Source organism: Kribbella italica, assembly GCF_014205135.1.
Taxonomy (GTDB): Bacteria; Actinomycetota; Actinomycetes; order Propionibacteriales; family Kribbellaceae; genus Kribbella; species Kribbella italica.
In genome coordinates this window covers 8,847,954-8,870,729 of sequence record NZ_JACHMY010000001.1, presented here as the reverse complement: position 1 = coordinate 8,870,729, position 22,776 = coordinate 8,847,954, and the positions used below count along the sequence as shown (strand labels likewise).

The window sequence follows — 22,776 nt, the reverse complement described above, 5'->3', positions numbered from 1 at the left end:
GAGCCTCAGCCGACCGTGACGCCGCTGAACCAGCGGATGATCGTGTTGGCCGAACTGATCAAGATCGCCGCACCAGCGGCGATCAGACAGCCAGTCTTCCCCCTACCGGCGTGGTGGGCGTTGTTGGCGAAACTCCCCAACGCCCAGACAGCCGCCGAAATGACGAACGCGGCGACGCACACGACAAGTCCGAAGGTGACCAGCGCGCCGGCCATCTGCTTTAGTGCGGACAGCCCGGGGAGCCCGTTGGAGTTGGGGGTTACACCGGGGTCCTGATTCGCCATCTTGATGACGAGGTGGTCTCGCACTGACGCGAAAAACGTGGACATCATCTGGCCCTTCTCCGGCGATCGGTACGCCGGGACGGTGATCAAAATTGCGGTCTCTGGTAGATCGGTGGCGCCCAGCCGAGGTAGGTCGCGCCCCACTCCGCCTCGATGGCGGTGAGGTCGACCAGGTAGACGCCGCCTTCACCGGGGAACTGGTCGTGGATGTCGTTGGAGACGATGCGGCCGGCGCCGACGTAGACCGCGACGTGCCCGTAGAGTCCGCCGGTGTCCCAGAAGACGAGCGCGCCGAGAGGTGGCTGCCGATCGAAATGCGCGTTGCCAGACGCAACCATCTGCGACCACTGCTCGGCCGCCGACACGTAGCCCGCCCGCAGGCGCCCCCAGATGTTCGCGGCGAGCCGCGCGCAGAGCTGGTAGTAGCCGTGCTGTCCGACCAGCGCCATCGCTCGAGTGACCGCGGCCTCTGCGCCGGGCAACTCCCCCACCTCATCGATCGGCGGAAGCTGGCACAGCGAGTCCGGCGACAGGCCGACGACCTCTTGTGCCTGGGAGTACTTGGCGCGGTAGTTCCGGCCGTCGCTGAACGCCGAACGCTGGACCTCCTGCGCGGCCAGCCACGGGTCCATCTCCATCCACCCGGACACGTTGATCAGCGCTGTGTAGAACAGGACCGAGGCGCCCTCGGGATCCATCCGTACGGCGAGCGGTCCCCAACCATCGCGCTGTTGAAACAGGCCCCGAGAGTCTGGGCCGGCCGCGTCACCGTGGGCGACGTTCCGCAGTGAGGACTCCGTTAAGGCGGTCATCACTGCGATGACCTTGCCCTTCGGGTCGATGCGCAGTTGGTCGCCGGTCGCGACCACGATCGCCAGATTCGAACGCTGCTCGGCGTCCAGTACGACCTGGCCGACGACCGGCACCGGCGCGCAACTGCTCGCCCCTCCCCTGGCCGCCGCGATCGGCGGCACCAGCACCACACCGAAGGCGAGGCAAGCAACTGCGGCGACGGCCTTGAGAATCACAACGGGCCCTCGGCCGACGCCGACCAGAAGCGGCACTGCGGCGTACACACCACCGCCACTGTCACCGACCGTTCAGCCACTCGCGGCTGGTCGTCGATCACGTTGGTCTGCTGCCCTCGCACGACGAAGCCGTGCCAACCGCGCGGCGTCTGCGGAAGGCGCTGCAGGCGAGTCAGCGCCGGCGGTGTCTCGGCCGATACATCGGCGACGGTGGCCTTGCTGTCGTGCAGATCTAGCTGCTCCCACTGCCCGAAGTCAGGCAACATGCTGCCGGCCACCCGCGGACCGCCGGTGTCCATCGGATCGGCGAACATCTTCACCGCGTCCTGCCAGTCGAAGTACCCGTGCACCGTGCTGTCGTAGGACCAGATCGCCGTGGCGTACGCCGTCGCGTACATCTTCGGATCGGTCGTGTTCGGCCGATCCCAGGCCTTCAGGTACGGCGCCGCGTCGGCGCCGCTCGGCTCCGCGGCGGAGACCTGCGGCGTCTCGTCCCCAGATCCCTGCCACCGAGCGACGGTCACGCTCACCAGCGCGACCATGCCCAGCACAACCACCACAACGATCGCAGCCTTCGAGCGAAGGATTCCTGCCATGTCAGCTTCCACCTCCCGGTCGGCGCACGAGGCGCCGCCGCAGCGACGCCTCGACCGGCGCCGGGATGATCCACACCGCGCGCAGCACGCGCAGGTAGAGGCGGGCCTGCCAGCGGTAATACCGGACAAGCCAGTGCGAACGTCGGGGACTGTTTCTCGTCATGCCGGACTCAACGGCTGGGCTTCCGCCGGTTTGCAGCACCGCCCTCAAGCCGTCCTCGCCAGCCCGAACCCAGGCGTCTCCACAACGTGCACCGCCGGGAGTCCCCTGCCGGTCCGCCCGCCGCTGAACGTCTGGTCCCGGCCGGCCGCTGCGATAGTCCACCTCCGGACGACCGCGTCAGCGAAGACCTCCTCGCGGAGCTCCCCAGTCGCCAGGCGCGCGACGGCGGACCGGTTGGCCGCACCACCGCGCAACAACCACGCCAACCCCTCGGCTTGACTGCGTGCGGTCCCAGCGGCCATCAGGCGATCCCGGATCGCCGAGCGCTCGAACCTTGAGCCCTCGGTAGCCACCAGCAGCAGCCGTCTAGCTGTGCGCTCCGACAGCCCCGCGCCAGCCAACTCGGCAGCGATCAAGTCCAGCAGAGGCCCGAGCTGCATGACATGCTGCCGATCGACGCGCTCTGGAACGAAGTCGGTCAGCGGATGTCGCTGCCGTCGCAGCGTTTCAGCCCGTACGGCGTCCGCCAATCGCCAACGAACGGCGTTGGCCAGGAATCCCCAGTTCGCGGTCCCGCGCGAGCGCTCCGCAAGGAGCCTGCACCGCTCCCAGGCGATGACGCGCGCCCGCTGCGCGGCCTCCTCGGCCCCGAGAGCAGCTCTCGCCCGGCTGGGGAGAAAGGCAATGATCCTTTCCTCGATCCCTTCGGCCAGACGCTCCGACGGACCAGGCGCCCAATTCGATGCCGCGGCATCGGTGAGCAGTTTCTGAAGTTCGACAGTCACTGTTCGCTCCCATTTTCGCTTCGTGCGATCTGTGGGAACAAAGCTGCTTTCTGGTAAGGGCTCTTAGAACCGGGATCCGCAATCCAAGGAATCCCGGAAGAGACTCAGAACCCGAGGCTTGGCAACGGCGGATCAACATCGGCCGACAAGCTCAGCTCGCGCCGCACCCGCGGCCGCGCCGGCCGCTGACCGACGGCGTCCAGAACCTCTCGGGAGACGGTCGCGGCGTCGAGATTCAGCACCCGCGACAGCCGGCCGATCTCGTCCGAGACCAAGGGCGTCGGCAGCTGAGCGACGAACCCAGCAACCGCCCACAGCGCGCTCACCCGCCCGACCGCGTGATCCAGCACCCGAGACCAACGTCCCAACTCCAACTCGATCGCCAGACTCGCCAGCGGCCGGGTGTTCTCGAACTGCGCCCGCAGCCGACGCACGCCGTTGCCCAGCTGCAGGATCTGCGACGGATCCCGCTCGTGCGGTAGGTCCGCCACCAAGACATGCCGGAATGCCTCACCCAGAGGGCCAAGCTGCCGCACCGCGGCAGGCCGTCCAGCTGCATCGCCGTCAAAGGCAACGATCACCGTGTCGGACGTCGAGTAGTGCCGCAACATCGCGATCTGCTCCGCCGACCAGCTCGTCCCGCCACTCGAAACGCCACACCACTGCCGACGCCGGTTGCTGCACGCACCCACCGACACCGCATCAAAGGTGCCCTCGACAAGCACCGGAACTGCCCCCACCGCCAACTGCCGTTGCTGCTCCGCAATGCCGAACAGGGTCTGGCCCTTGCGATAGACCGAAGTCGTCGACGTGTTCAAATACGCCCCGGTCCCACCACGGCCACGGCCGATGAAACCAACCGGCCGAAGTTCGGCATCATGCTCGGCGAACATGATCCGATCCCGAAACCGATCGATCACATACCCACCCCTGGTCACAACCGACAACCCCGCCGCCACCAGAACCCGCTCCTCGAACCCGCGCGACCGCAGATGATCACTCAGGTGACACCACGCATCGGGCGCATACCCCACCTTCCACCGAGACCCAGGCTCCAGCACCTGCCCGAGCCTGCGCGCTCGCAGATGGCGAGCGGCCCACCCCACCGGCCTCACCGCCAACTCCTCGCAGTAGTACCGGATGGCTTCCTTGTGGGCCGCTACCGAGCGCTCGTTGTCTTCTCCGTTTCCTCCCATACAGCTCCCTCAACAGACCGGCTTACCGCCGGAGACTGACACTTGTCAGTCCACCGTGAGCGCTGATCGATCTGAGAGGAACCGTGATTCAGATCCCGAGAGTCCTGGATTTCGCCACTTGGCGCATGTGAATGAAGGTCCCACCGCGGCAGCTCAACCAATTGGGAGACATGCGAAAGGCCGTCGATCTCGTCACCCGCCATCACGGCGGCGCTTCGAGGCCTCCCGGTCTATTCGTCACTCTGGCTATCGAGGTCGCCATCGGTTCTTCGATGCTGGCCTCGGCAGCCTCGCTTTGGCCCGCGTCGTACGGCAACGCGTACTGCTCCGTCAGCCGGGCCAGGTGTTAGCGCCAAATTTCGCCAAGCGCGGCGGGATCCGGCTGATCGATGCTGACCGCAACGACTCCGTACCGGACATCCAGCCGAACGGCGACCCGAGTCGCGTGTGGGAACTGACGAGCGGCCACGACTGCATGATCACCGTCCCCGCCGAACTCGCCGGCCTCCTGCTCAGGATGGGCTGATGTTCGGCTCGGCAGCGGTGAAGGCGAGCAGGACCTTGCTGGAGCGGGATGGGTCGGCGGCTTCGTGGAAGGCTGCTTCGGCGTCGTCGAGTGGGAAGACGGCGGTGACGACCGGCGAGAAGAGGTCAGGACGGTCGGCGATGATCGCGAGCGCGTCGGGCAGCTCGGAGTAGAAGCGGCTCGAACCGGTCATGGTGAGTTCTCTGGTCACCGTGAGGTGCAGCGGGGCGGTGACGCCGTGGGGCGGAAGGTGGCCGAGGTTCACGATCGCGCCGCCGGGGCGCAACGCCTCGAGCGCCACCGCGACCGCTGCCGGTGATCCCGACGACTCGACGACGACATCGACGGTGGGGACCGGACCGGCCTGGTCGGCGCGGACGGTCTCGGTCGCACCGATCCGCAGCGCGAGTTCCAGCGGCTGGTCGTGAAGGTCGGTCACCGTCACGGTCCGCGCGTTCGCGGCGTGCGTGAGAGCAACTGCGAGCAGTCCGATCGGTCCGGCTCCGGTCACCAGCACGTCGCGGCCCTCGATGCGCTGTCCTAGCCGTTCAAGCCGCCGCAACCCATGCAGTACGACGGACGCCGGCTCAGCGAGGGCCGCCGTCCGCAGGTCAAGGGCGTCCGGGATCGGCACCAGCCGCAGCGCCGGGACCACCATCCGCTCGATGAAACCTCCGTCGGTGTGCGGATCGCGGGCAGCGCTGCCGAGGTAGCGAAGGTTCTCGCACAGGTGCTGGTCGCCTCGCGCACACAGGTCGCAATCGAGGCAGACCTGAGCGGGATGTACCACGACGCGGCTTCCGGCCGCTGGTCCCGATCCATCCGCGGCGGACTGCTCGACGACCCCGGCGATCTCGTGACCCAGCACCATCGGAGCTCGCAGTACCGACTCCCCCACCCGGCCGGAACGCCAGTAGTGCAGGTCGGAGCCGCAGATTCCGCCGAACACGACCCGCACCACGGCCTGGTCCGGCCGCGCGACCGGTACTGGCCGGTCCTCGATGGTCAGTACGCCCGGACTCGTGACGACCAACGCCTTGGTGTTCACTCAGATCACCGCCGTCAGGCCACCGTCGACATAGATGATCTGGCCGTTGACGAAGTCCGACGCTGCCGAGGCTAGCCAGATCGCCGGTCCGACGATGTCGTCCACCTGCCCCCATCGGCCGGCCGGCGTGCGTTTGGTGATCCAGCTGCTGAACTCGGGATCGGTGACCAGCGAGGCGTTGAGGTCGGTGTCCAAATAGCCGGGAGCCAGCCCGTTGACCTGCAAGCCACGTGGGGCCCACTCGGCGCACATGCTTTGCGTCAATCCGCCGAGACCGTTCTTGGCCGCCGCGTACGGCGCTGTGGACGGTCGCACCAACTGGTTCTGCACCGAGCAGATGTTGACGATCTTGCCGCTGCCGCGGGCCAGCATGTACCGCGCGAAGGTCCGGCCGACGACGAATGCGCTGGTCAGGTTGACGTCGACGACACGCCGCCAGTCCTCCGCGGGCAGCTCGGTCAGCGCGCCGCGGACCTGAATTCCCGCATTGTTCACCAGGATGTCCGGACAGCCATGGGCAGCGACGATCTCCTCGGCGGCCCGGACAACCGCCGCCTCGTCGACTACGTCGAAAGCGGCCACCTGGACGGCGGCGGCGGCGACACCTGGTTCTCCGCGCAGTGCAGCGGCGGCCTTCTCCAGCCGGTGCAGGTCGCGACCGTTCAGGACGACTTTTGCTCCAACCGACAGATAGCCCCGGGCGATGCCGAGCCCGATGCCGCGGCTCGAACCGGTGACCACCGCCAACCGCCCGGCCAGGCTGAACATCACTGCGCCCCGTCCGGCCCAAGGACCTCGACCCTCGAGGCCCGGACCAGTGCTGTCGCCGCTGCTTCGGCCGCCTTGGAGTCGCGGGCCGCGATCGCTTCGACGACCCGCTCGTGCCGCTGCAGGGAGGCCGGAGTGTCATCGGTGAAGAGCTGGTGGCGATCGGAGTACCGCGCGTGCAGGGTGGCGAGCAACGTCTGGACCAGCTGACTCAGTACGGCGTTGTTCGAGCCCGCCAGCATCGTGCGATGAAAACTCGTGTCGGCGGTGACGAAAGCGGACCGGTTCCGTGTCTCGTAGGCCTCCCGCATCTGCTGCAACTGGCCACTCAGCCGGTCGGCCAGATTCTCCGCCGCCTCGCGCGCGGCCATACTCGCGGCAACCGGCTCGACAGCTTCCCGCAGGGCCAGCAGCTCGGACAGCTGACGATCGGCGTCCGGCCCGTCCGACCGCCAGCCGATCACCTGCGGATCAAGCAGTGCCCAGGCGGTCTGTGGCTGAACGGTGGTGCCGACCTTGTGCCGCGGCCGGACCATGCCAAGCACCTCCAGCGTCCGCAACGCCTCCCGAACGACCGAGCGGGAGACCGCGTACTCCGCCTCCACCTGCTCCGGCGAGACGACACCGCCGACCGGAAGGTCGCCGTGCGCGATGCGTTGCCCGATGGCGTCGACGATGCGGCCGTGCAGGCCGCGCGACCGCGGACCCGGGTCTGCGGGATCTGTCATCCAGTGCTCCTGAACTTCGTTGCGTCAACTCTGCGGGCTTTGACGTTACCTCCCGGCACCGCTCGGACCGAGACAACAGTGCACCGAACTCTTGCAAAAGTCTGATTAAACAGACTATACATCCGGCAGGGGCGTTTCCACGACCAAGGAGAATGAGATGCCGAGGATCGCTGTCGCGAAGTCCGGTGTGGTGCTGCTGGCTGTCGCCACGCTTCTGCTGCCGGCGTGCAGCAAGGCCGGAGAGGACGCGCCCGCTGCCAGCCGGACGATGCCGGAGCTGCAAGGATCGGTCGACTTCAACGACGCTCCGTTGCAACAAGTCGAGGAGAAGATCACCACCGCCCTGCAGGGCAAGGACCTCAGCAAGGTGCGGGTCGCGATGGTGATCAACAACCCGTCGGCGTTCTGGACCGAAGGCCAGAAAGGGATGCAGAACGCCGCGGCCAAGCTGGGCGTCCAGGCGACCTTCCAGGCCCCGACCGGTGGCGACCTCAACCAGCAGTTGTCGATCCTCGACACGTTGCGCTCCGACAAGATCGACGGCTACTCGCTGTCGGCGGTCGATCCGTCCGCCGTCAAGGGACCCGTCAACGCGGCACTGAAGGCCGGCATCGGGGTGGTCGCGATCGACTCGGCCCTGTCCGGGACCAGCTCCCCCGTGATCTACCTGGGCACTCCGAACACCGAGGCCGGCCGACAGGCCGGTGAGGCGATGAAAACCCTCCTGGGCGGCAAGGGCGAGGTGGCGATCCTCACCGGTTCGCTGACCGCGTCCAACGCCGTGCAGCGCGTGGCTGGCTTCAAGCAGGCACTCGAGGGCACCGACATCAAGATCGTCGACACCCTCAACGACGACGCCGATCCCGCGAAAGCCTTGTCCAACGCGCAGACCGCCCTGCAAGCCAACCCCGGGCTGTCCGGCATGTACACCGTCTGGTCGTACGACGGACCGGCCGCCGGCCAGGCGATCAAGGCGGCCGGGAAGTCGGGATCGGTCGTCGTGGTGGCCGACGACGCAGAGCCGAAGACGGTCGAGTTCGTCCGCGAGGGCGTGATCCAGGCGATGATCCTGCAGCGGCCGTACCAGCAGGGCTACATGGGGGTCTATCTGCTGACCGCCATGAAGGTGCTCGGCGAGGACGCGACCCGGCAGTTGCTGCAACCGTTCCTGGCCGATCAGGACGGGGCGTCGACGCTGAGTTCGGGAATCGGCTTGGTGACGAAGGCGAATCTCGATCAGTACCTGGGCGATCTGCAGCAACTGGGCGTGAGCACCAAGTGACCGCCTCGGTCCAGGTGGTCGGCATTCGCAAGACCTTCGGGCAGACCGAAGTGCTGAACGTGGCAGACCTTCGGTTGCGCGGCGGTGAAGTCGTCGCGTTGGTGGGAGAGAACGGCGCCGGCAAGTCGACCCTGGTCAGGATCATCACCGGTATGACCTCGCCGACAGCGGGGGTGGTCAGGATCAACGGCACCGCCCTCACCCCCGGCGATCCGGCCCACGCACAGGCACTCGGCGTGGCCACGGTTTCCCAGGAGTTTCCGCTGGTCGGCCAGCTGTCGGCCGCTGAGAACCTGATGCTGAATCGCCGGACCGGTACCCGCCGGGTGATCTTCGACCGGCAGGAGACGGAGCGTACGGCGACGGCTCTGCTGGACCGGCTGCACTTCACCGTGCCCGTGCACCAGCGACTGTCCGCCTTGTCGGTGGCGCAGCAACAACTGGTCGAGATCGCCAAGGCCCTCGGCCGGGAGCCGTCGGTCCTGGTGCTGGACGAGCCGACCTCGGCACTCGGGCCGATCGAGTCGCAGCGCGTGCTCGACCTCGCCCGGGAGCTGGCAGCGCAGGGCAAGATCGTCATCTTCATCGGGCACCGGCTGGACGAGGTGCAACAGGTCGCCGACCGGGTCGTTGTCCTGCGCAACGGCCGCGTGGTGGCAAATCTCGAACCGCGGCAGGCCACCCAGGACGCGATCGTCCGCGCCATGGTCGGAGTGGAGCTGACCGAACTGGTCGGCGAGTTGCCGGCCATCGCCGGTCAGCCGGAGCCGATGCTGCAGGTGAGCGGGCTGACCGCCCCCGGCCTCGGCCCGATCGACCTGACCGCACGGCGCGGCGAGATCCTCGGCGTGGCCGGGCTGATGGGCTCGGGCCGCAGCCGGCTGATCCACACCTTGATGGGTTCGATCCCGGCGACCGGCGGATCGATGCGGCTCGGCGGAACCGACTACGCACCGCGTCATCCGGCGGACGCCGTCGCGGCCGGAGTGGGTCTGATTCCCGAGGACCGCAAGCGCCAGTCGCTGCTGCCCGGCGCTTCGGTCCGGTGGAACATGTCGCTGGCGGCCCTGCCGAGCCTGGCGCGGTGGCGATTCGGGTTGTCGCCGCGGTCGGAGCGCCGGTTCACCGACGAACTGCGCCGATCGGTCCGGGTCCGTTGTGCCTCGTTGGACCAGCCCGTCAGCACGTTGTCGGGCGGCAACCAGCAGCGAGCGATCTTCGGTCGCTGGTTCGCCACCAAGCCGAAGCTGTTGCTCCTGGACGACCCCACCCGGGGCGTCGACGTCGGGGCGAAGGCGGAGATCTACCGGTTGATCGAGCAGGCGGCGGCTCAGGGCGCCGCCGTCGTGGTCGCGTCGTCGGAGCTCGAGGAACTGATGCAGCTCACCCATCGGATCGCGGTGCTGGCCCGCGGCCGGCTGGTCACCACGGTCGATCGCGCCTCGTACAGCAAGCACGCCTTGATGACGGCCGCCAACCAGTTCCCAGGAGCAGCGCGATGACCCAATCACCGACCGTTCAGCAGCGGCTCGATGACTCCGAGCCACCACCGGGTACTGCGGTGACCCGGTTCCTGCGCGGTCAAGAAGTGGGGGTCATCGCCGCCGTCGTCGTACTCTTCGTCGTCTTTTCCACCGCCAGCGGCAACTTCGCCAGTACCGCCAACCTGCAGACGATGGGCGTCGACCTCGCACAGTACGGCCTGCTGGCACTCGGCGTCAGCTTCGTCATGCTGACCGGTGGCATCGACCTGTCCGTCGGATCGGTTGTCGCCTTCTCCGCCGTCTGGTCGGCGTGGCTGAACGTTCATGCCGGACTGCCGGGCTCGGTCGCGATCGCCGCGGCGCTGCTGACGGGGGTGGCGATCGGGCTCGTCCACGGGTTCGCGGTGACCGCGATCGGCGTACCGCCGTTCGTCACCACGCTGGTCACCTTGGTGATGGCCCGCGGTGCGGCGCTGGCGATCACGGCAGGCTTCCCGATCGACGGCATCGGTACCGCCTTCACCGACCTGGCCCAGTTGCGCGTGGCCGGAGTCCCGTTGCCGACGCTCATCTTCGCGGTGGCCTGCGTGATCGCCTGGCTGTTCCTGGAGCGTACCTATCCCGGACGTCAGGTGTATGCGGTCGGCGGGAACGCCGAGGCAGCCCGGCTGGCCGGTATCCGCACTAATCGGCGGATCATCCTGACCTACGTGGTCAGCAGCACCTGCGCCGCGGCCGTCGGGGTGATGGTCGCCGGGCGACTGGGAGTAGGCCAGCCGAGCATCGGCACCGGCTGGGAGCTGTACGCGATCGCGGCCGCGGTGATCGGCGGGATCAGCCTGACCGGTGGCATCGGCCGGGTGCTCGGTGTCGGTTTCGGCGCCATTCTCCTGGTCTGCATCAACAGCGGCCTGGTGATCCTGCACGTCTCCCCCTACTACCAGCAGATCGTGCTGGGCGCGGTGCTGGCGATTGCCATCGTGACCGATCGGCTCCGAGCGCGATCGTCGGAGAGGAAACAACGATGAACGCGATCAGAGTGGCACTGGCCGGGGCCGGCGCCATCGGAGAGATCGTTGCCCGTGACATCTACCCGGGCTTGACCGGGACCGAGCTCGTCGCGGTCGTCGATCCGGATCCGGACCGGGCCGCGGCGGTGGCGAAGCACAGCAAGGCTCGGGCGTTCGGGGCCTTGGGAGATGCATTGGACGACGTCGATGCGGTCGATATCCGGGTGCCGCATCACCTCCATACCGACGTCGCGCTCGCGGCCATCGAACACGGCCGGCATGTGCTGGTCGAGAAGCCGATTGCCACCACGATCGAGGACGCCCGCCGGATCGTCGACGCCGCCCGCGCGGCCGGCGTCGTACTGGCGGTCGCCGAGAACTACCCGCATCTGAAGGCCGTCCAGCAGGCGCGTTCACTGCTGGACGACGGCGCGATCGGCGAGACCCTTGCGCTTCGCTCCACCCGGGCTTACCAGCTCGGCGGAGTCTGGCGGCGCGACTGGCGGGAAGGCACCGGACCGGCAGGTGGGATCCTGCTCGACCAGGGCACCCACCAAGTCAGCCTGATCCGGCAGCTCGCCGGACCTGTCACCGCAGTGTCTGCCGTCGCCTCGCACGAAACGCTGACACTGACGCTTCAGCTCGACAGCGGGGTCGTCGCGCACTCCCTGCTCACCTGGCAGAGCCCCGGGACCTGGGACCAGACCGAGGCCACCGTGTACGGCGACGCCGGCCGCCTCGACGTCGTCGTGGACTACGAGCAGCACCAGGGCGGCTACGCGTTCTGGACGCCCGATCGCGCCGAGCGGCTCGGCAGCGAGAACTACTACGCCAGCCATGCCTCGATCGTGGACGACTGGGCAGCGGCGATCCAGCAGTCCCGCGATCCGCTGGTGACCGGCGAGGACGGCCTGGATGACCTTGCCGTGGTGATCGCCGCCGCGGACTCATGGCAAGCAAACGGAGCATTCGTCGACGTGAGGAGACAGCAATGACCGATGGGTTGAACAGACGCCGGTTTATCGGTGGGAGCGCGGGCGTGGTCACCGGCGCCGTGATCGCGGCCGGTGTGCAGCCGGCCGCCGCGGCGCCGAACCCCCAGCCGCCCGCCTCCGGGCGGCGCCCCGGAAAAGGCCCGAAAGCGAGCGTGGTGATGCGCGACGACTTCGGCCCGATCGCGGGCTGGCAACGCCAAGGCGTGGTGATGCGACAGGACCTGGCCTGGGAGAGTTCGCTGCTGCAGGACCCGTGCCTCGTCTACGGCGAAGGTGGCGGGCCGCTGTTCAAGCTGTGGTACGGCTCGCTGCACGGTGTCGGCTACGCGACCAGCCAGGACGGACGCCAGTGGACCAAAACGACCGAGCCGGTGATCAGACCGACGCTTCCGACGGAGAGCAATGCTCTCAACCAGCCGAGCGTGGTGTACCAGGGCGGCCGGTGGCACATGACCTACTTCGGAGTCGCGGCCGACGGGAACGGGGCGATCCACTATGCCTCGGCGGCGAACCCCCAGGGGCCGTGGACCAAGCACGGCGTCGTACTGACCTCGACCCTGCCCTGGGAGGACCGGTGGATCTACAACTCCTCCCTGCTGTACGACGGCGGCGTGCGGCTGTGGAAGATGTGGTATACGGCCGGCATGATCAAGTCGGCCGGCGGCGAACCGGAGTACATCTGTTACGCGACCGCCACGAACCCGGCCGGGCCGTGGACCAAACACCCCGCCAATCCCCTGCTCCGGCCTATGCAGGACGGCGGCTGGGCATCGCTCGGAGTCGGCGGTCCCAACGTGCGGAAGCTGTCCGACGGCACCTACGAGACACGGATCGTCGGCTGGCAGGCCGACTACCCGTCCCGCGGTGGCCGACTGACCTCTCCTGACGGCATCAACTGGCAGCTTGACCGGGCCGCGATGGAACTGGACCTCGGCGTCGTCGACGGGCCCGAGGACGCGATGATCTACCGCCAGTTCATTGTCGAGCACCAAGGCCGCAGCTACATGTACTACAACGTCAAGAACAACCGGCCGGGCTGGAACGAGACGATCAACCTGGCGATCTGGAGCAACAACCTGCAGATCGTCGATCCGGCCAAGTGGAGCATGAACCACGCCTGGCACGTCCCGACCGGCGCGTCCTTCGAGGTCCGCGACGGGCACGCGCTCTCGCTGGGCAACGCGCCGGCCGATCGCCCACAGACCCTGCAGGGCAACGTCCGGATCGACGTGCTCGACTACACGATCACCGCGACGATCACCCCGCTCAGCCAAGCTGTCAGCGACCGGGACAACGTGCTGCTGGCCCGCTACACCGATCGCGACAGTTACTACTATGCGGGTGTGGCCTCCTGGGGCAACAAGTACGCCATCGGCGTCATGGACAACGGCGTCAACACCAAGCTCGCCGGCACCGGAGCCAGCACGGACATCGTCGCCGGACAAGCACATCGCCTTGCGTTCCGCGTCGCCGGCAGCAGACTCGAGCTGTACGACAACGGCCAACTGGTCCTGGCGACCGAAGATCCGACGTTGATCCCGACCACCAGCTACGCCGGCCTCCAGACCACTCAGGGCCGCGGCCAGGCCAAGTTCGCCGCCGTCTTGGTCGAACGCTGACCCGGCCCGGGGCCGGGTCAGCGGGCGAGGTACCGGTACGGCGCCCGACAGGTGTCGTCCCGGTGCATCGCCCGCGGCCTGGCCCCGGCGCCGTTTTTGCCCGGGCCCCTGTCCGGGATTCGATCATCGAGCAACCATGGGGACCATGTACATACCCAAGCATTTCGCCGCGAACGACGCCGTGGTGCAGGACCTGCTGGTCAACCACGGTGCCGCCAACCTGGTCACCAGTACCCCGGACGGGCTGCTCGCGACCTTGCTTCCGTTCGTCTACGACGCCGAGGCAGGGGCACTGCTCGGGCATCTGGCGCGCAACAACGAGCAGTGGAGCCGGCCGGTCCTCGGTGAGGCGCTCGCGATCGTCAGCGGACCGGACGCTTACATCTCACCGTCTGCCTATGCGTCCAAGCGCGAGCACGGGCGGGTCGTTCCGACCTGGAACTACGTCACGGCCCACGTCTACGGCACCCTCGTGGTCCACGACGATCCGGCCTGGCTGGAGACCTTGGTACGGCGTCTGACCGCCAAGCACGAGGCCAGGTTCGCGCAACAGTGGTCGGTGGACGACGCTCCACCGAAGTACATCGCCGGGCAGTTGCGCGCGATCGTCGGCGTGGAGCTGGCAATCAGCCGAATCGAGGCGAAGGCCAAGCTGAGCCAGAACCGGTCGGCCGCCGACATCGACGGAGTGATCGCGGCACTCGACGCGCGCGGCGACCTCGACTCCGCCGAAGCAGTGAAAGCCGCAAAGCCTGAGAGCTGAGGTCCGTCTCGCCTTTGTGGTGAACAGCTCCCGAAGCTTGAGCGTCGGCGAACGTTGATGCCGGCGATGCCATCGTGGTGTTGACCTCAAGCCTGCTTGAACTCCTAATCTCAGTGGGGTGCACAACCGCCGCGGCCCTGGAGTGGATTGCTGACGAGCCGCTGCGGCGGCCACCCCACCCTGCGCTCGCGATCCTTCAACCGTTTCGAATGACTCACAGTCGCTAGGAGTCCTTGCCTTGTCCGCACCCTCTCGCGTCGCCGTCGTCGGCGCCGGACCTGCTGGCATCTATGCCGCCGACATCCTGACCCAACTCGCCCCCGGCACCCAGGTCGACCTGTTCGAGAAGCTGCCCGCGCCGTACGGACTGGTCCGGTACGGAGTTTCGCCGGACCATCCCCGGATCAAGAGGATCATCGAGTCGCTGCACGTGATGCTCGAGGCCGGGCGCATCCGGCTGCTCTGCAACATCGACATCGGCACCGACGTCACGATCGAGGAGCTGCGCAGCGCCTACGACGCGGTGATCGTCGCCACTGGGGCGATCACCGACATCCCGCTCGACATCCCGGGTATCGAGCTGCCCGGTTCGTTCGGCGCCGCCGACTTCGTCTCCTGGTACGACGGGCATCCGGACGTGGCCACCACCTGGCCCCTCGACGCGGAGTCGGTCGCTGTCATCGGAGCCGGCAACGTCGCTCTCGACGTGAGCCGGATGCTGATCAAGCACGCCCACACGCTGCTGGACACCGACATCTCCGACAACGTGCACAGCGGCTTCGCCGCCAACCCGATCCGCGAGCTGCACCTGTTCGCTCGCCGTGGGCCGGCCGACGTCCGGTTCTCACCGACCGAGTTGCGCGAACTCGGCCACCAGCACGACGTCGACATCGTGGTCGATCCGGCCGACCTGCACGGCGATCGCCACATCGAGCGGATGACCAAGCAGTTCGCCCCGACCCGGAATGTCGTGGACACGATGCGCGGCTGGGCAGCGATCGCCGACTCCGAACGCACCGCCTCGCGACGGGTCCATCTGCACTTCTACCAGGCTCCGGTCGCGATCCTCGGTGACGACCAGGTCGAAGGACTGCGGATGGAGCGGATGACACCGGACGGTTATGGTCACGTGACTGCGTCCGGAGCATTCGTCGATCACGAAGTCCAGGCCGTCTACCGCGCGATCGGCTACGCCGCGACCGCACTGCCGGGCGTGCCGTTCGACCACGCCACCCGCACGATCCCGCATCGGGACGGCGCCGTCGTCGACGACAACGGCGATCACATCCCCGGACTCTTCACCACCGGCTGGATCAAACGTGGCCCGGTCGGCCTCATCGGCTCGACCAAGTCCGATGCCCGGCAGACGGTCGAGACTCTGCTCGATCACTCCGGCCGTGACACCACGGCAGGTGCACCGGACATCGAGCAGCTCCTCGCCGCTCGCTGCGGGCACCGCATCGACTGGAACGGCTGGCTCCGCATCGATGCGGCCGAACAGCGGCTCGGCACCGATCGTGGCCGGCACCGGATCAAGATCATCGAACGCGCGGAGCTGACCACGATCGGCGGCGGCCGGCTGCGCCACTCTGCGTTGGCGGACGGGCGTCAGCGATGACGGACACCGGGGCAACCCTGGTCCGCGGCGCGACGATCCTGACCATGGATCCGGTGATCGGAGACTTCGATCGGGCCGACCTTCTGATCGAAGGGAGTCGGATCAGCGCGGTCGCCCCGGCGATCCCGATCGATCCCGACGCCGAGGTAGACGTGATCGACGCCGACGGACGCATCGTGATCCCCGGTTTCGTCGACACCCATCGTCACCTGTGGGAGGTGCTGGTCCGGGGCGGCGGACCGCACCACACCCTCGAGCAGTACTACACCGACGTCCTGGGGCACGTCGGCTCCCAGGTGACGCCCGAGGACGTGCACCTCGGGACGAAGGCCAGCGCTCTCAGCGCCTTGCTGGCCGGCATCACCACCCTGCAGGACACTGCCAACATCCAGCTCACTCCGGCGCACACCGACGCCGCGATCGCCGCGCTGCGCGAGACCGGCGTACGCGCGGTCTTCTGCTATGGGAACCCGTACCCAGTGATGGCGCGGTACGGCGCCGGGCTCGGCGACGACGTCCGGCGGATCCGGTCAGAGCTGCTGCCTGACGACGACGCCGACGTGACGATGGCTCTGCTCACCGAGTGGGGCGACGACGACGCCGAGCGGCGCAACGCTTGGCTGGCTCGGGATCTCGGGGTTCGAACCGCGCGTCACGTCGGCGCTTCTACCCCCCTCTCGCGGCTGCGCGACCTCGGCGTGCTCCAGTCCGGGACCACCTTCATCCACGGCAACGGATTGCCGCCCGACGAGCTCGAACTCATCGCCGACAGCGGCGGAACGCTCTCGGTGGCGCCGGCTATCGAACTTCTGATGGGCCACGGCATCCCCATGCTGGGCCGAACCCCGCCCGCTGTGCCGCTCAGCTTGAGCACGTCGGCCGAGGTCACGGTGGCTTCCGACTTCTTCACCCAGATGAGGGCGGCACTGCAGACCGGCCGGACGTTTGGCCGCGGTGCCGATTCCGGCCGGGAGCTGACCGTGACCGATGTCCTCGGACTGGCCACCCGCGACGGTGCCGCGGCGCTGGGTCTCGACACCCGAACAGGCACCCTGACTCCCGGCAAGGACGCTGACCTGATCATTCTGCGAGCTGACGACCTCGACGTCACGCCCGTGCACGATCCGGCCAGCACGGTCGTGCTGCAGATGGACCGCCGCCACATCGACGCGGTCTTCCGGGCCGGCCGCGCCGTGGTACGTGATGGCGCGGCGGTTGAGAGCCGGCCCGAACTCGTCAAGGCGCTGCAGGTTGCCGCCGCCCGGCTGGGCCCCGTCCCCCGCACCTCAGCCTCGCAGCAACGGCGTTCATGAATCGAGCAGCGGACGTGCAGCGGACGGACTGGACCGCGGACACCGACCTGGGTTGGTTGTTGCACACCATCACTCGCCGGCACAGCAACCTGGCGAACGACGTACTCGGTTCCTCGGTCGGCGGAGTCCGCGGGTACTGGATTCTGACCGTCGCCGCGACGTCGGCTCGCCGCCAGTACGAGATCGGCGATCAGCTGGGCATCGATCGCACCGTGCTGACGCATTTGCTCGACGACCTCGAGGCTGCGGGGCTGATCCAGCGCACGCAGGATGCTGGCGACCGGCGGGCAAGGCTGGTCCAAATCACCGATCAGGGCCGAGCTCGCTCGACTCGCTGGCTGGACGAATCGCCGACACCGACGGCCGGCTCCTGGTCGGGCTCAACTGCGCCGAACAAGCCCAACTGCGAGCCCTACTTCATCGTGTGACCTCCGCGCCGAAGCCGTCGACGGCCGAAGCGCCGATCGCACGCACCAATGATTGATCATGGCCTCAGTTCCTGAGTGTGAGCAGCAGAAATACGTCCGAGGTGGACGGCCGCAAATCCCTAAGGGATCTCACGCCCCCGAGGCCGCTGACCGAACACCTGACTACAGACGGGAAACGATGAGCACCGACGGGACCGCGAACGACGCGGAGTTCATGATCGACCTGGCCGAAAGCATGCTGTCGGCCCGCGCTCTGCAGATGGTCGCCGAGTTGGGTCTCGCCGACCTGTTCGGTTCGGTGCCCGGTGGGACTTTGCCGCTGGAGAAACTGGCCGTCCTCACCTCGACCGATCCGGTCGTGCTCGGCATGGTGCTGAGGCTGTTGTGCGCCCAGGGCATCTTCACCGAACCGAACGCCGACGAGTTCGCACTGACCCCGCGGGGTCAGGTCCTGCGGTCCGGCCATCGGTTCTCGGCCCGGGCCATGGTCCGTCACCACGGGTTCAACTATCACCTCGTGGACCGACTGGATCTCGCGCTGCGGACCGGTCAGCCCGTGTTCACCGAGGTGCACGGCCGGCCGATGTTCGAGCTGCTGCAGGCCAACGAGGAGCGCGGGCAGGTTTTCGACGACGCGATGGGCGACCTCAGCCGACTCGAAACCGACGCGGTGCTGGCGAACTACGACTTCACGCCGTACCAGCGCATCGTGGACGTCGGTGGCGGCAACGGCACGCTCCTGGCGTCGGTGATCACCAAGCACCCGGTGGCGACCGGAGTGATCTTCGACCTGCCCCGCCTCGCCCCTGCCGCCGAACAGGTTCTCGCGCAGTCTCCAGCAGGCGGGCGGCTCGCGTTCGTGGCCGGTGACTTCTTCGAGTCGACACCTCCCGAGGGTGATCTGCTCGTCCTGAAGTCGATCGTGCACGACTGGCCCGACGCGCAGGTGGTGCAGATCCTCCGTGCGTGCCGCCGGGCGCTACGGCCCGGCGGCAAGATCGTGCTGTTCGAGCGACTGCTGACCGGTGACCCGGGCCCCAGCCGGACGAAGAACTGGGACCTGTTGCTCTTCCTGATCCTTGGCGGCAGGGAACGTACCGACAGCGACTTCCGCCGGCTGTTGGCCGCCGCCGACCTCGAGCTGCACACCACCATTGCGATGCACGACACCCTGTTCGCCTTGGAAGCCGTTGCCGCCGGCACCAGCGATCGTTGATCCGCTCCAGGCCGTGAGACCCGCCCGCTCACGCCTGCGAGAGCGGGCTGATGACCAGTTCGTCGATGCGGACCTGTGGTGGCGACTCCAGGACGAAGCGGACGGCGCGGCCGACGTCGTCGGGGCTGAGCATGGCCGTCCGGGCCTCGGCGCCGGGCACCACGGGACGGAGGCGGAGGAAGTCGGTGTCCACGTCGCCCGGGCACAGATGGCAGGCGCGGACTCCGTGCGTGGCCTCCTGGGCGTTGAGTGTTTGGCACAGCGCCGCGAGAGCGGACTTGCTCGCGCTGTAGGCGACACCGGCGTACGGAGTGAACCGCCACGCCGAGTACGAGGAGATGACCACGACTTGTCCCTCGCCGCGAGCCCGGAGGTCCGGAAGCACGGCGTCCACGATCCGCAGTACGGCGTTCAGGTTGGTGGCGATCACCGCCTCTGCCTCGGCCATCGACTGATCCGCCCAGGTTCGCTGCGGTGTGTTCAGCCCCGCCGACAGGACGACGTCGTCAACGCCACCCCAGGCCGAGCCGATCGCGTCCTGCGCTTGGGCAATCGCCTCGGGGTCCCGGGCGTCGAGCGGCAGGACCAGCGCCTCACCGCCCGCTTGCTCGACCAGCGCAGCGGTCTCCTGCAACGGTTCCGTCCGCCGGCCGCTCAAGGCGACCCGACGTCCCGCCGACACAGCGACGGCGGCAGCCCGGCCCATCCCGCTCCCGGCACCGGTTACCCAGAGCACGCGCGGGTCGGTCATGAGTGGATCCCCGCGATCTCGTACGCCCGCTGCGGTAGCTGGGTGGCCAGCTTACCGCCGCTGACGTCGACCAAGGTCCCGGTAATGTAGCGCGACGCGTCGCTGGCGAGGAAGCAGATCAGGTCACTCACGTCGCTCGCCTCGCCCCAGCGCCGGATGGTCAGGGTGTCGAGCAGCCGGTTCTGCACGGCTTCCTCCTGCTGGGTGAAGTTGTTGATCGCACTCGGGATCATTCCGGGCGCATACGCGTTGGCAGTAACGTTCCAAGGGCCCAGCTCGCCGGCCAGTGTCCGGGTGAACTGGACGACGGCGGCCTTGGAGGCGGCGTACGCGGCACTGCCGATGCTCGGCACGATCGCCGCGAACGACGCCGCGTTGATGATCCGGCCGCTGCGCTGCTGCTTCATGGTCGGCATCACGGCCTGGCAGGTCCGGAACGTGCCTGTGACGTTGACCTCGAACACCTGGTTCCAGGTCTCGGCGTCGGTGGCCTCGATCTGGCCTTCCCCGAGGATGCCGGCGTTGTTGACCAGCACGTCGATGCGCCCGAACAGGTCGACGACCTGGGAAATCGCCGTCCGCACCGACTCGGTCGAACGGACATCGCAGACCACCGGGGCCCCGTCCAGCCCGGCCTCGACGCGCGCCGGTTCGAACCACGACAGCGCATCGTCGTCGAGATCGGTCGCCACCACCGTCGAACGTTCCCTGAGGAATGTCTCGGCGATCGCCCGGCCGATCCCCCGCCCGGCTCCGGTGACGACGACGACCTTGCCTTCGAGATCAAGTTGCATGCTCTGGTCCTCTGGGTAGCCGGATCGACGCGGCCTCGGAGTGAAGGCCGGGCCAGATCCTCACGGTATTGTATGTTTAATCATATCTTTCTTTGCGATGCTCAGGAGCGTACTCGGACGGCACCGGACACGGTGCTGCTCCTTGGTTCACACCAGAAAAGGACATCACGCGTAAAGATCAGTTTCACCGGCCGGCGGGTGCTCGTCACCGCCTCCACCAGCGGGATCGGTTTCGCCGCCGCGCAAGGGTTTCTGGCCGCCGGGGCGGACGTCGTCGTCAACGGGAGAACCGAGACGAGTGTCCAGGCTGCGATTGCCCGGCTCGACGGTTCGGGCTCCTCGCTCACCGGGTTCGCCGGCGATCTGGGCACCGAGTCGCCTGCGCCCAATTGGTGACCGAGCACCCCAAGTTCGACATCGTCGTCAACAATCTCGGTGTCTACGGCGAGCAGGACTTCTTCGACACGCCCGACAGCGAGTGGGAGCGGTTCTTCAGGACCAACGTGATGTCCGGTGTCCGGCTGGCCAGGGCCTACGCGCCGGCGATGGCCGATCGGGGTTGGGGCCGGATCGTGTTCGTCTCGTCGGAGTCGGCGGTCAACATCCCGGTCGAGATGATCCACTACGGCTTCACCAAGACGGCCCAGCTCTCGATCTCGCGTGGCCTGGCCAAGCGATTGGCGGGGACGGGCGTCACCGTCAACGCCGTACTGCCTGGCCCGACGTTGTCGGAGGGCGTGGCGAGCATGCTGCAAGCCGACGCCTTGCGCTCCGGAAACAGTATCGACAAGGTTGCCGCCGATTTCGTAGCGAACAACCGGAGCTCGTCGATCATCCAGCGGATGGCGACCGTCGAGGAGTCGGCGAACATGATTCTGTACGTCAACTCCGAGCAGGCGTCCGCCACCACCGGAGCGGCCCTCCGAGTGGATGGCGGCGTCGTGGACAGCATCATCTAGCTAGCGGTTTGTCCGGGTCTCGGACTCGGCAGCCTCGCCGGGGCGCAGGACGAGGTCGTGCTCCCCCAGCACCAGCCGCAGCAGTCCGTTGAGGACAGAGATCCATTCGTAGCCTTCGTGGGCGCGAGGGCTCGGCTCTTTCGACGACCCGGCTGGCCGCAATCACGATCTTGTACGCCTGAATCCCGCCGCGCCATCGCGTGAGCGGACGCATGCGTGCGGAGGTCGGCTCTTGCAGTGCCCGAGCTGCACGCCTTTCTGCCACCGTGCCAGGGACATCCGCCCAACTTCATCCCGTAGCCACCCCAGCCGAAGGTAGTACCTGCTCTACCTGCGGCCCTCCTGCGGCGGCCCGCCAATCACCGTTCGATTCCGTCGATAACTTGTCGACCGGGACCTGAAAAACGGCGATCGGTCTCAGCGGTGCAGCAGCTGGACAGTAACGAGTTGCTGCTGGCAACCGGTTCGCGACCTCAAGCGCGAATTAGCCCCACGCCAGATCCCTGTCCGGGGAATTCGCAGAGCAGTACGGCAATAGCAGTGACCGCGGAGCGCGCTCCCTGCAGTCGGGGGTGCGGAGTATCGAGAGACGCGCCGCGGGACGGCCCGTCACGCTTCTGCGGATATGCGCTCGGCAACGAACTGCTGCAGCAGCCAGGCAGCCACGCTGACCGCGATCACGGCCGGCTCCTTACCTGGCAGGTCCGCCAGCCCGATCGGGGTGGTGATCGTGTCGATCGCCTCGGCCGAGTTTCCATCCGCGGCAAGAGTGTGGCGGAATCGCGCCCACTTCGCATGGGACCCGATCAGTCCGATGGTGGCGAGCTGCCCATTGCGAAGGGCTGCGTCGCAGAGCGCGGCATCCTCCGCGTGGTCGTGCGTCATCACCAGCACATGCGTTCCCGGTGGTAGTTCGCCGATCACGAGCTCGGGCAACACGGGCACCTGGTGCACGTGCACTCCCGCCTCGGCGTCGTCCAGTACCGACAGTCGCGACGGCTCGAGCTGATCCGGCCGTGAGTCGACGAGGTGCAGCTCCAGGTCGTGCCGGGCAAGGATCCGGGCCAGTTCCAGACCAACGTGACCAATCCCGAAGATCGCGACGGACGGGACGACCGGCAGCGGCTCCAGCAGCACCTTGACCTGACCGCCGCAGCACTGCACGGCCTGCTGGTACAGCGCTTTGTCCGACAGCGCGAACTCGAGTACTTCGGGCTCGGAGGCGGCCGTCGCCAGTAGTGCTCGGGCCTGGTTGGTCGCGACCATCTCGAGGTTACCGCCACCAACAGTTCCCCAGGCCCCGTCCCGCGAGACCACCATCTTGGCACCGGCATCCCGGGGGGAATGTCCACGCACGGAGATCACGGTCACCAGCACACAGGGCAGACGCCTCTCACGCAGCATCTGAACAACTCGCATCCA

Annotated in this window: 23 protein-coding genes and 1 pseudogene; 12 read left to right on the top strand and 12 right to left on the bottom strand. The window is 67.6% G+C overall.

Annotated features, from left to right (window positions below; all coding sequences use genetic code 11):
* Positions 1 to 5 precede the first annotated feature (5 nt).
* The 6 genes from HDA39_RS41685 to HDA39_RS41660 all read right to left on the bottom strand — a co-directional run bounded on the left by HDA39_RS41685 (position 6) and on the right by HDA39_RS41660 (position 4,052).
* Positions 6 to 374, bottom strand: a complete 369-nt coding sequence (locus tag HDA39_RS41685; protein ID WP_238356294.1) for a DUF6112 family protein — start codon at positions 372 to 374, stop codon at positions 6 to 8.
* Positions 371 to 1,312 (bottom strand): C40 family peptidase, encoded by a 942-nt coding sequence (locus HDA39_RS41680; RefSeq protein ID WP_184805298.1) that lies wholly within the window; start codon positions 1,310 to 1,312, stop codon positions 371 to 373. The genes HDA39_RS41685 and HDA39_RS41680 overlap by 4 nt, the downstream gene beginning before the upstream one ends.
* Positions 1,309 to 1,908: a hypothetical protein gene (locus HDA39_RS41675; RefSeq protein WP_184805296.1), complete on the bottom strand. Its 600-nt coding sequence runs from the start codon at positions 1,906 to 1,908 to the stop codon at positions 1,309 to 1,311. Before HDA39_RS41675 ends, HDA39_RS41680 begins: the two co-directional genes overlap by 4 nt.
* 1 nt (position 1,909) lies before the next feature.
* The gene (locus tag HDA39_RS41670; RefSeq protein ID WP_184805294.1) at positions 1,910 to 2,071 is read right to left on the bottom strand and encodes a hypothetical protein; all 162 of its coding nucleotides are present in this window, start codon (positions 2,069 to 2,071) and stop codon (positions 1,910 to 1,912) included.
* Positions 2,072 to 2,115: 44 nt separating this feature from the next.
* Entirely contained in the window at positions 2,116 to 2,856 is a 741-nt protein-coding gene (locus HDA39_RS41665; RefSeq protein WP_184805291.1) for a hypothetical protein, read from the bottom strand.
* Between the two features lie 104 nt (positions 2,857 to 2,960).
* Positions 2,961 to 4,052, bottom strand: a complete 1,092-nt coding sequence (locus HDA39_RS41660) for a toprim domain-containing protein (RefSeq protein ID WP_184805288.1) — start codon at positions 4,050 to 4,052, stop codon at positions 2,961 to 2,963.
* Between the two features lie 343 nt (positions 4,053 to 4,395).
* Between HDA39_RS41660 and HDA39_RS42025 the strand changes: the two genes are divergently transcribed.
* The gene (locus HDA39_RS42025; protein WP_202893294.1) at positions 4,396 to 4,578 is read left to right on the top strand and encodes a hypothetical protein; all 183 of its coding nucleotides are present in this window, start codon (positions 4,396 to 4,398) and stop codon (positions 4,576 to 4,578) included.
* Here the strand turns inward: HDA39_RS42025 and HDA39_RS41650 are convergent.
* Genes HDA39_RS41650 through HDA39_RS41640 form a run of 3 tightly spaced genes read right to left on the bottom strand, consistent with a single transcriptional unit; the run spans position 4,565 to position 7,122 of the window.
* A complete protein-coding gene (locus tag HDA39_RS41650) occupies positions 4,565 to 5,626 on the bottom strand; it encodes an alcohol dehydrogenase catalytic domain-containing protein (protein ID WP_184805285.1) in 1,062 nt (353 codons plus the stop codon). The genes HDA39_RS42025 and HDA39_RS41650 overlap by 14 nt on opposite strands.
* Positions 5,627 to 6,394 (bottom strand): SDR family oxidoreductase, encoded by a 768-nt coding sequence (locus HDA39_RS41645; RefSeq protein WP_184805282.1) that lies wholly within the window; start codon positions 6,392 to 6,394, stop codon positions 5,627 to 5,629.
* Positions 6,394 to 7,122 carry a FadR/GntR family transcriptional regulator gene (locus tag HDA39_RS41640; protein ID WP_184805280.1) on the bottom strand — a complete coding sequence of 243 codons (729 nt, stop codon included), beginning with the start codon at positions 7,120 to 7,122 and terminating at the stop codon, positions 6,394 to 6,396. Before HDA39_RS41640 ends, HDA39_RS41645 begins: the two co-directional genes overlap by 1 nt.
* 157 nt (positions 7,123 to 7,279) lie before the next feature.
* Between HDA39_RS41640 and HDA39_RS41635 the strand changes: the two genes are divergently transcribed.
* From HDA39_RS41635 to HDA39_RS41590, 10 genes are all read left to right on the top strand, one after another.
* Positions 7,280 to 8,404, top strand: coding sequence for a substrate-binding domain-containing protein (locus tag HDA39_RS41635; protein WP_184805277.1), 1,125 nt, complete (start codon positions 7,280 to 7,282; stop codon positions 8,402 to 8,404).
* Positions 8,401 to 9,906 (top strand): ATP-binding cassette domain-containing protein, encoded by a 1,506-nt coding sequence (locus tag HDA39_RS41630; RefSeq protein ID WP_184805274.1) that lies wholly within the window; start codon positions 8,401 to 8,403, stop codon positions 9,904 to 9,906. The genes HDA39_RS41635 and HDA39_RS41630 overlap by 4 nt, the downstream gene beginning before the upstream one ends.
* Positions 9,903 to 10,916 carry an ABC transporter permease gene (locus tag HDA39_RS41625; protein WP_184805271.1) on the top strand — a complete coding sequence of 338 codons (1,014 nt, stop codon included), beginning with the start codon at positions 9,903 to 9,905 and terminating at the stop codon, positions 10,914 to 10,916. The genes HDA39_RS41630 and HDA39_RS41625 overlap by 4 nt, the downstream gene beginning before the upstream one ends.
* A complete protein-coding gene (locus HDA39_RS41620) occupies positions 10,913 to 11,893 on the top strand; it encodes a Gfo/Idh/MocA family protein (RefSeq protein WP_184805268.1) in 981 nt (326 codons plus the stop codon). The genes HDA39_RS41625 and HDA39_RS41620 overlap by 4 nt, the downstream gene beginning before the upstream one ends.
* Positions 11,890 to 13,512 carry a glycoside hydrolase family protein gene (locus HDA39_RS41615; protein ID WP_184805266.1) on the top strand — a complete coding sequence of 541 codons (1,623 nt, stop codon included), beginning with the start codon at positions 11,890 to 11,892 and terminating at the stop codon, positions 13,510 to 13,512. Before HDA39_RS41620 ends, HDA39_RS41615 begins: the two co-directional genes overlap by 4 nt.
* A 145-nt stretch (positions 13,513 to 13,657) precedes the next feature.
* Positions 13,658 to 14,275, top strand: coding sequence for an FMN-binding negative transcriptional regulator (locus HDA39_RS41610; protein ID WP_184805264.1), 618 nt, complete (start codon positions 13,658 to 13,660; stop codon positions 14,273 to 14,275).
* Positions 14,276 to 14,513: 238 nt separating this feature from the next.
* Complete coding sequence (locus HDA39_RS41605; RefSeq protein WP_184805263.1) at positions 14,514 to 15,893, top strand: FAD-dependent oxidoreductase; 1,380 nt, start codon at positions 14,514 to 14,516, stop codon at positions 15,891 to 15,893.
* Positions 15,890 to 17,206 (top strand): amidohydrolase family protein, encoded by a 1,317-nt coding sequence (locus HDA39_RS41600; protein WP_184805262.1) that lies wholly within the window; start codon positions 15,890 to 15,892, stop codon positions 17,204 to 17,206. The genes HDA39_RS41605 and HDA39_RS41600 overlap by 4 nt, the downstream gene beginning before the upstream one ends.
* A complete protein-coding gene (locus HDA39_RS41595) occupies positions 17,203 to 17,634 on the top strand; it encodes a MarR family winged helix-turn-helix transcriptional regulator (protein ID WP_184805261.1) in 432 nt (143 codons plus the stop codon). Before HDA39_RS41600 ends, HDA39_RS41595 begins: the two co-directional genes overlap by 4 nt.
* A gap of 178 nt (positions 17,635 to 17,812) precedes the next feature.
* Positions 17,813 to 18,850: a methyltransferase gene (locus HDA39_RS41590; protein WP_184805260.1), complete on the top strand. Its 1,038-nt coding sequence runs from the start codon at positions 17,813 to 17,815 to the stop codon at positions 18,848 to 18,850.
* Between the two features lie 28 nt (positions 18,851 to 18,878).
* On the opposite strand, the gene HDA39_RS41585 is transcribed toward HDA39_RS41590, so the two are convergent.
* Positions 18,879 to 19,601: an SDR family oxidoreductase gene (locus HDA39_RS41585; RefSeq protein WP_184805259.1), complete on the bottom strand. Its 723-nt coding sequence runs from the start codon at positions 19,599 to 19,601 to the stop codon at positions 18,879 to 18,881.
* Complete coding sequence (locus HDA39_RS41580; RefSeq protein WP_184805258.1) at positions 19,598 to 20,395, bottom strand: SDR family NAD(P)-dependent oxidoreductase; 798 nt, start codon at positions 20,393 to 20,395, stop codon at positions 19,598 to 19,600. The genes HDA39_RS41585 and HDA39_RS41580 overlap by 4 nt, the downstream gene beginning before the upstream one ends.
* Positions 20,396 to 20,467: 72 nt before the next feature.
* Here HDA39_RS41580 and HDA39_RS44215 point away from each other — a divergent pair.
* Positions 20,468 to 21,354 (top strand): annotated as a pseudogene (locus HDA39_RS44215) (SDR family NAD(P)-dependent oxidoreductase).
* 609 nt (positions 21,355 to 21,963) lie between these two features.
* Here the strand turns inward: HDA39_RS44215 and xdhC are convergent.
* The gene (gene xdhC / locus HDA39_RS41570; protein ID WP_238356291.1) at positions 21,964 to 22,773 is read right to left on the bottom strand and encodes a xanthine dehydrogenase accessory protein XdhC; all 810 of its coding nucleotides are present in this window, start codon (positions 22,771 to 22,773) and stop codon (positions 21,964 to 21,966) included.
* Between the last annotated feature and the right edge of the window lie 3 nt (positions 22,774 to 22,776).

Coding starts and splice junctions, on each gene's coding strand:
- HDA39_RS41635 (WP_184805277.1), top strand. CDS start 7,280: ATGCCGAGGATCGCTGTCGCGAAGTCCGGTGTGGTGCTGCTGGCTGTC.
- HDA39_RS41625 (WP_184805271.1), top strand. CDS start 9,903: ATGACCCAATCACCGACCGTTCAGCAGCGGCTCGATGACTCCGAGCCA.
- HDA39_RS41600 (WP_184805262.1), top strand. CDS start 15,890: ATGACGGACACCGGGGCAACCCTGGTCCGCGGCGCGACGATCCTGACC.
- HDA39_RS41660 (WP_184805288.1), bottom strand. CDS start 4,052: ATGGGAGGAAACGGAGAAGACAACGAGCGCTCGGTAGCGGCCCACAAG.
- HDA39_RS41590 (WP_184805260.1), top strand. CDS start 17,813: ATGAGCACCGACGGGACCGCGAACGACGCGGAGTTCATGATCGACCTG.
- HDA39_RS41585 (WP_184805259.1), bottom strand. CDS start 19,601: ATGACCGACCCGCGCGTGCTCTGGGTAACCGGTGCCGGGAGCGGGATG.
- HDA39_RS41615 (WP_184805266.1), top strand. CDS start 11,890: ATGACCGATGGGTTGAACAGACGCCGGTTTATCGGTGGGAGCGCGGGC.
- HDA39_RS41595 (WP_184805261.1), top strand. CDS start 17,203: ATGAATCGAGCAGCGGACGTGCAGCGGACGGACTGGACCGCGGACACC.
- HDA39_RS41620 (WP_184805268.1), top strand. CDS start 10,913: ATGAACGCGATCAGAGTGGCACTGGCCGGGGCCGGCGCCATCGGAGAG.
- HDA39_RS41580 (WP_184805258.1), bottom strand. CDS start 20,395: ATGCAACTTGATCTCGAAGGCAAGGTCGTCGTCGTCACCGGAGCCGGG.
- HDA39_RS41645 (WP_184805282.1), bottom strand. CDS start 6,394: ATGTTCAGCCTGGCCGGGCGGTTGGCGGTGGTCACCGGTTCGAGCCGC.
- HDA39_RS41675 (WP_184805296.1), bottom strand. CDS start 1,908: ATGGCAGGAATCCTTCGCTCGAAGGCTGCGATCGTTGTGGTGGTTGTG.
- HDA39_RS41640 (WP_184805280.1), bottom strand. CDS start 7,122: ATGACAGATCCCGCAGACCCGGGTCCGCGGTCGCGCGGCCTGCACGGC.
- xdhC (WP_238356291.1), bottom strand. CDS start 22,773: ATGCGAGTTGTTCAGATGCTGCGTGAGAGGCGTCTGCCCTGTGTGCTG.
- HDA39_RS41610 (WP_184805264.1), top strand. CDS start 13,658: ATGTACATACCCAAGCATTTCGCCGCGAACGACGCCGTGGTGCAGGAC.
- HDA39_RS41670 (WP_184805294.1), bottom strand. CDS start 2,071: ATGACGAGAAACAGTCCCCGACGTTCGCACTGGCTTGTCCGGTATTAC.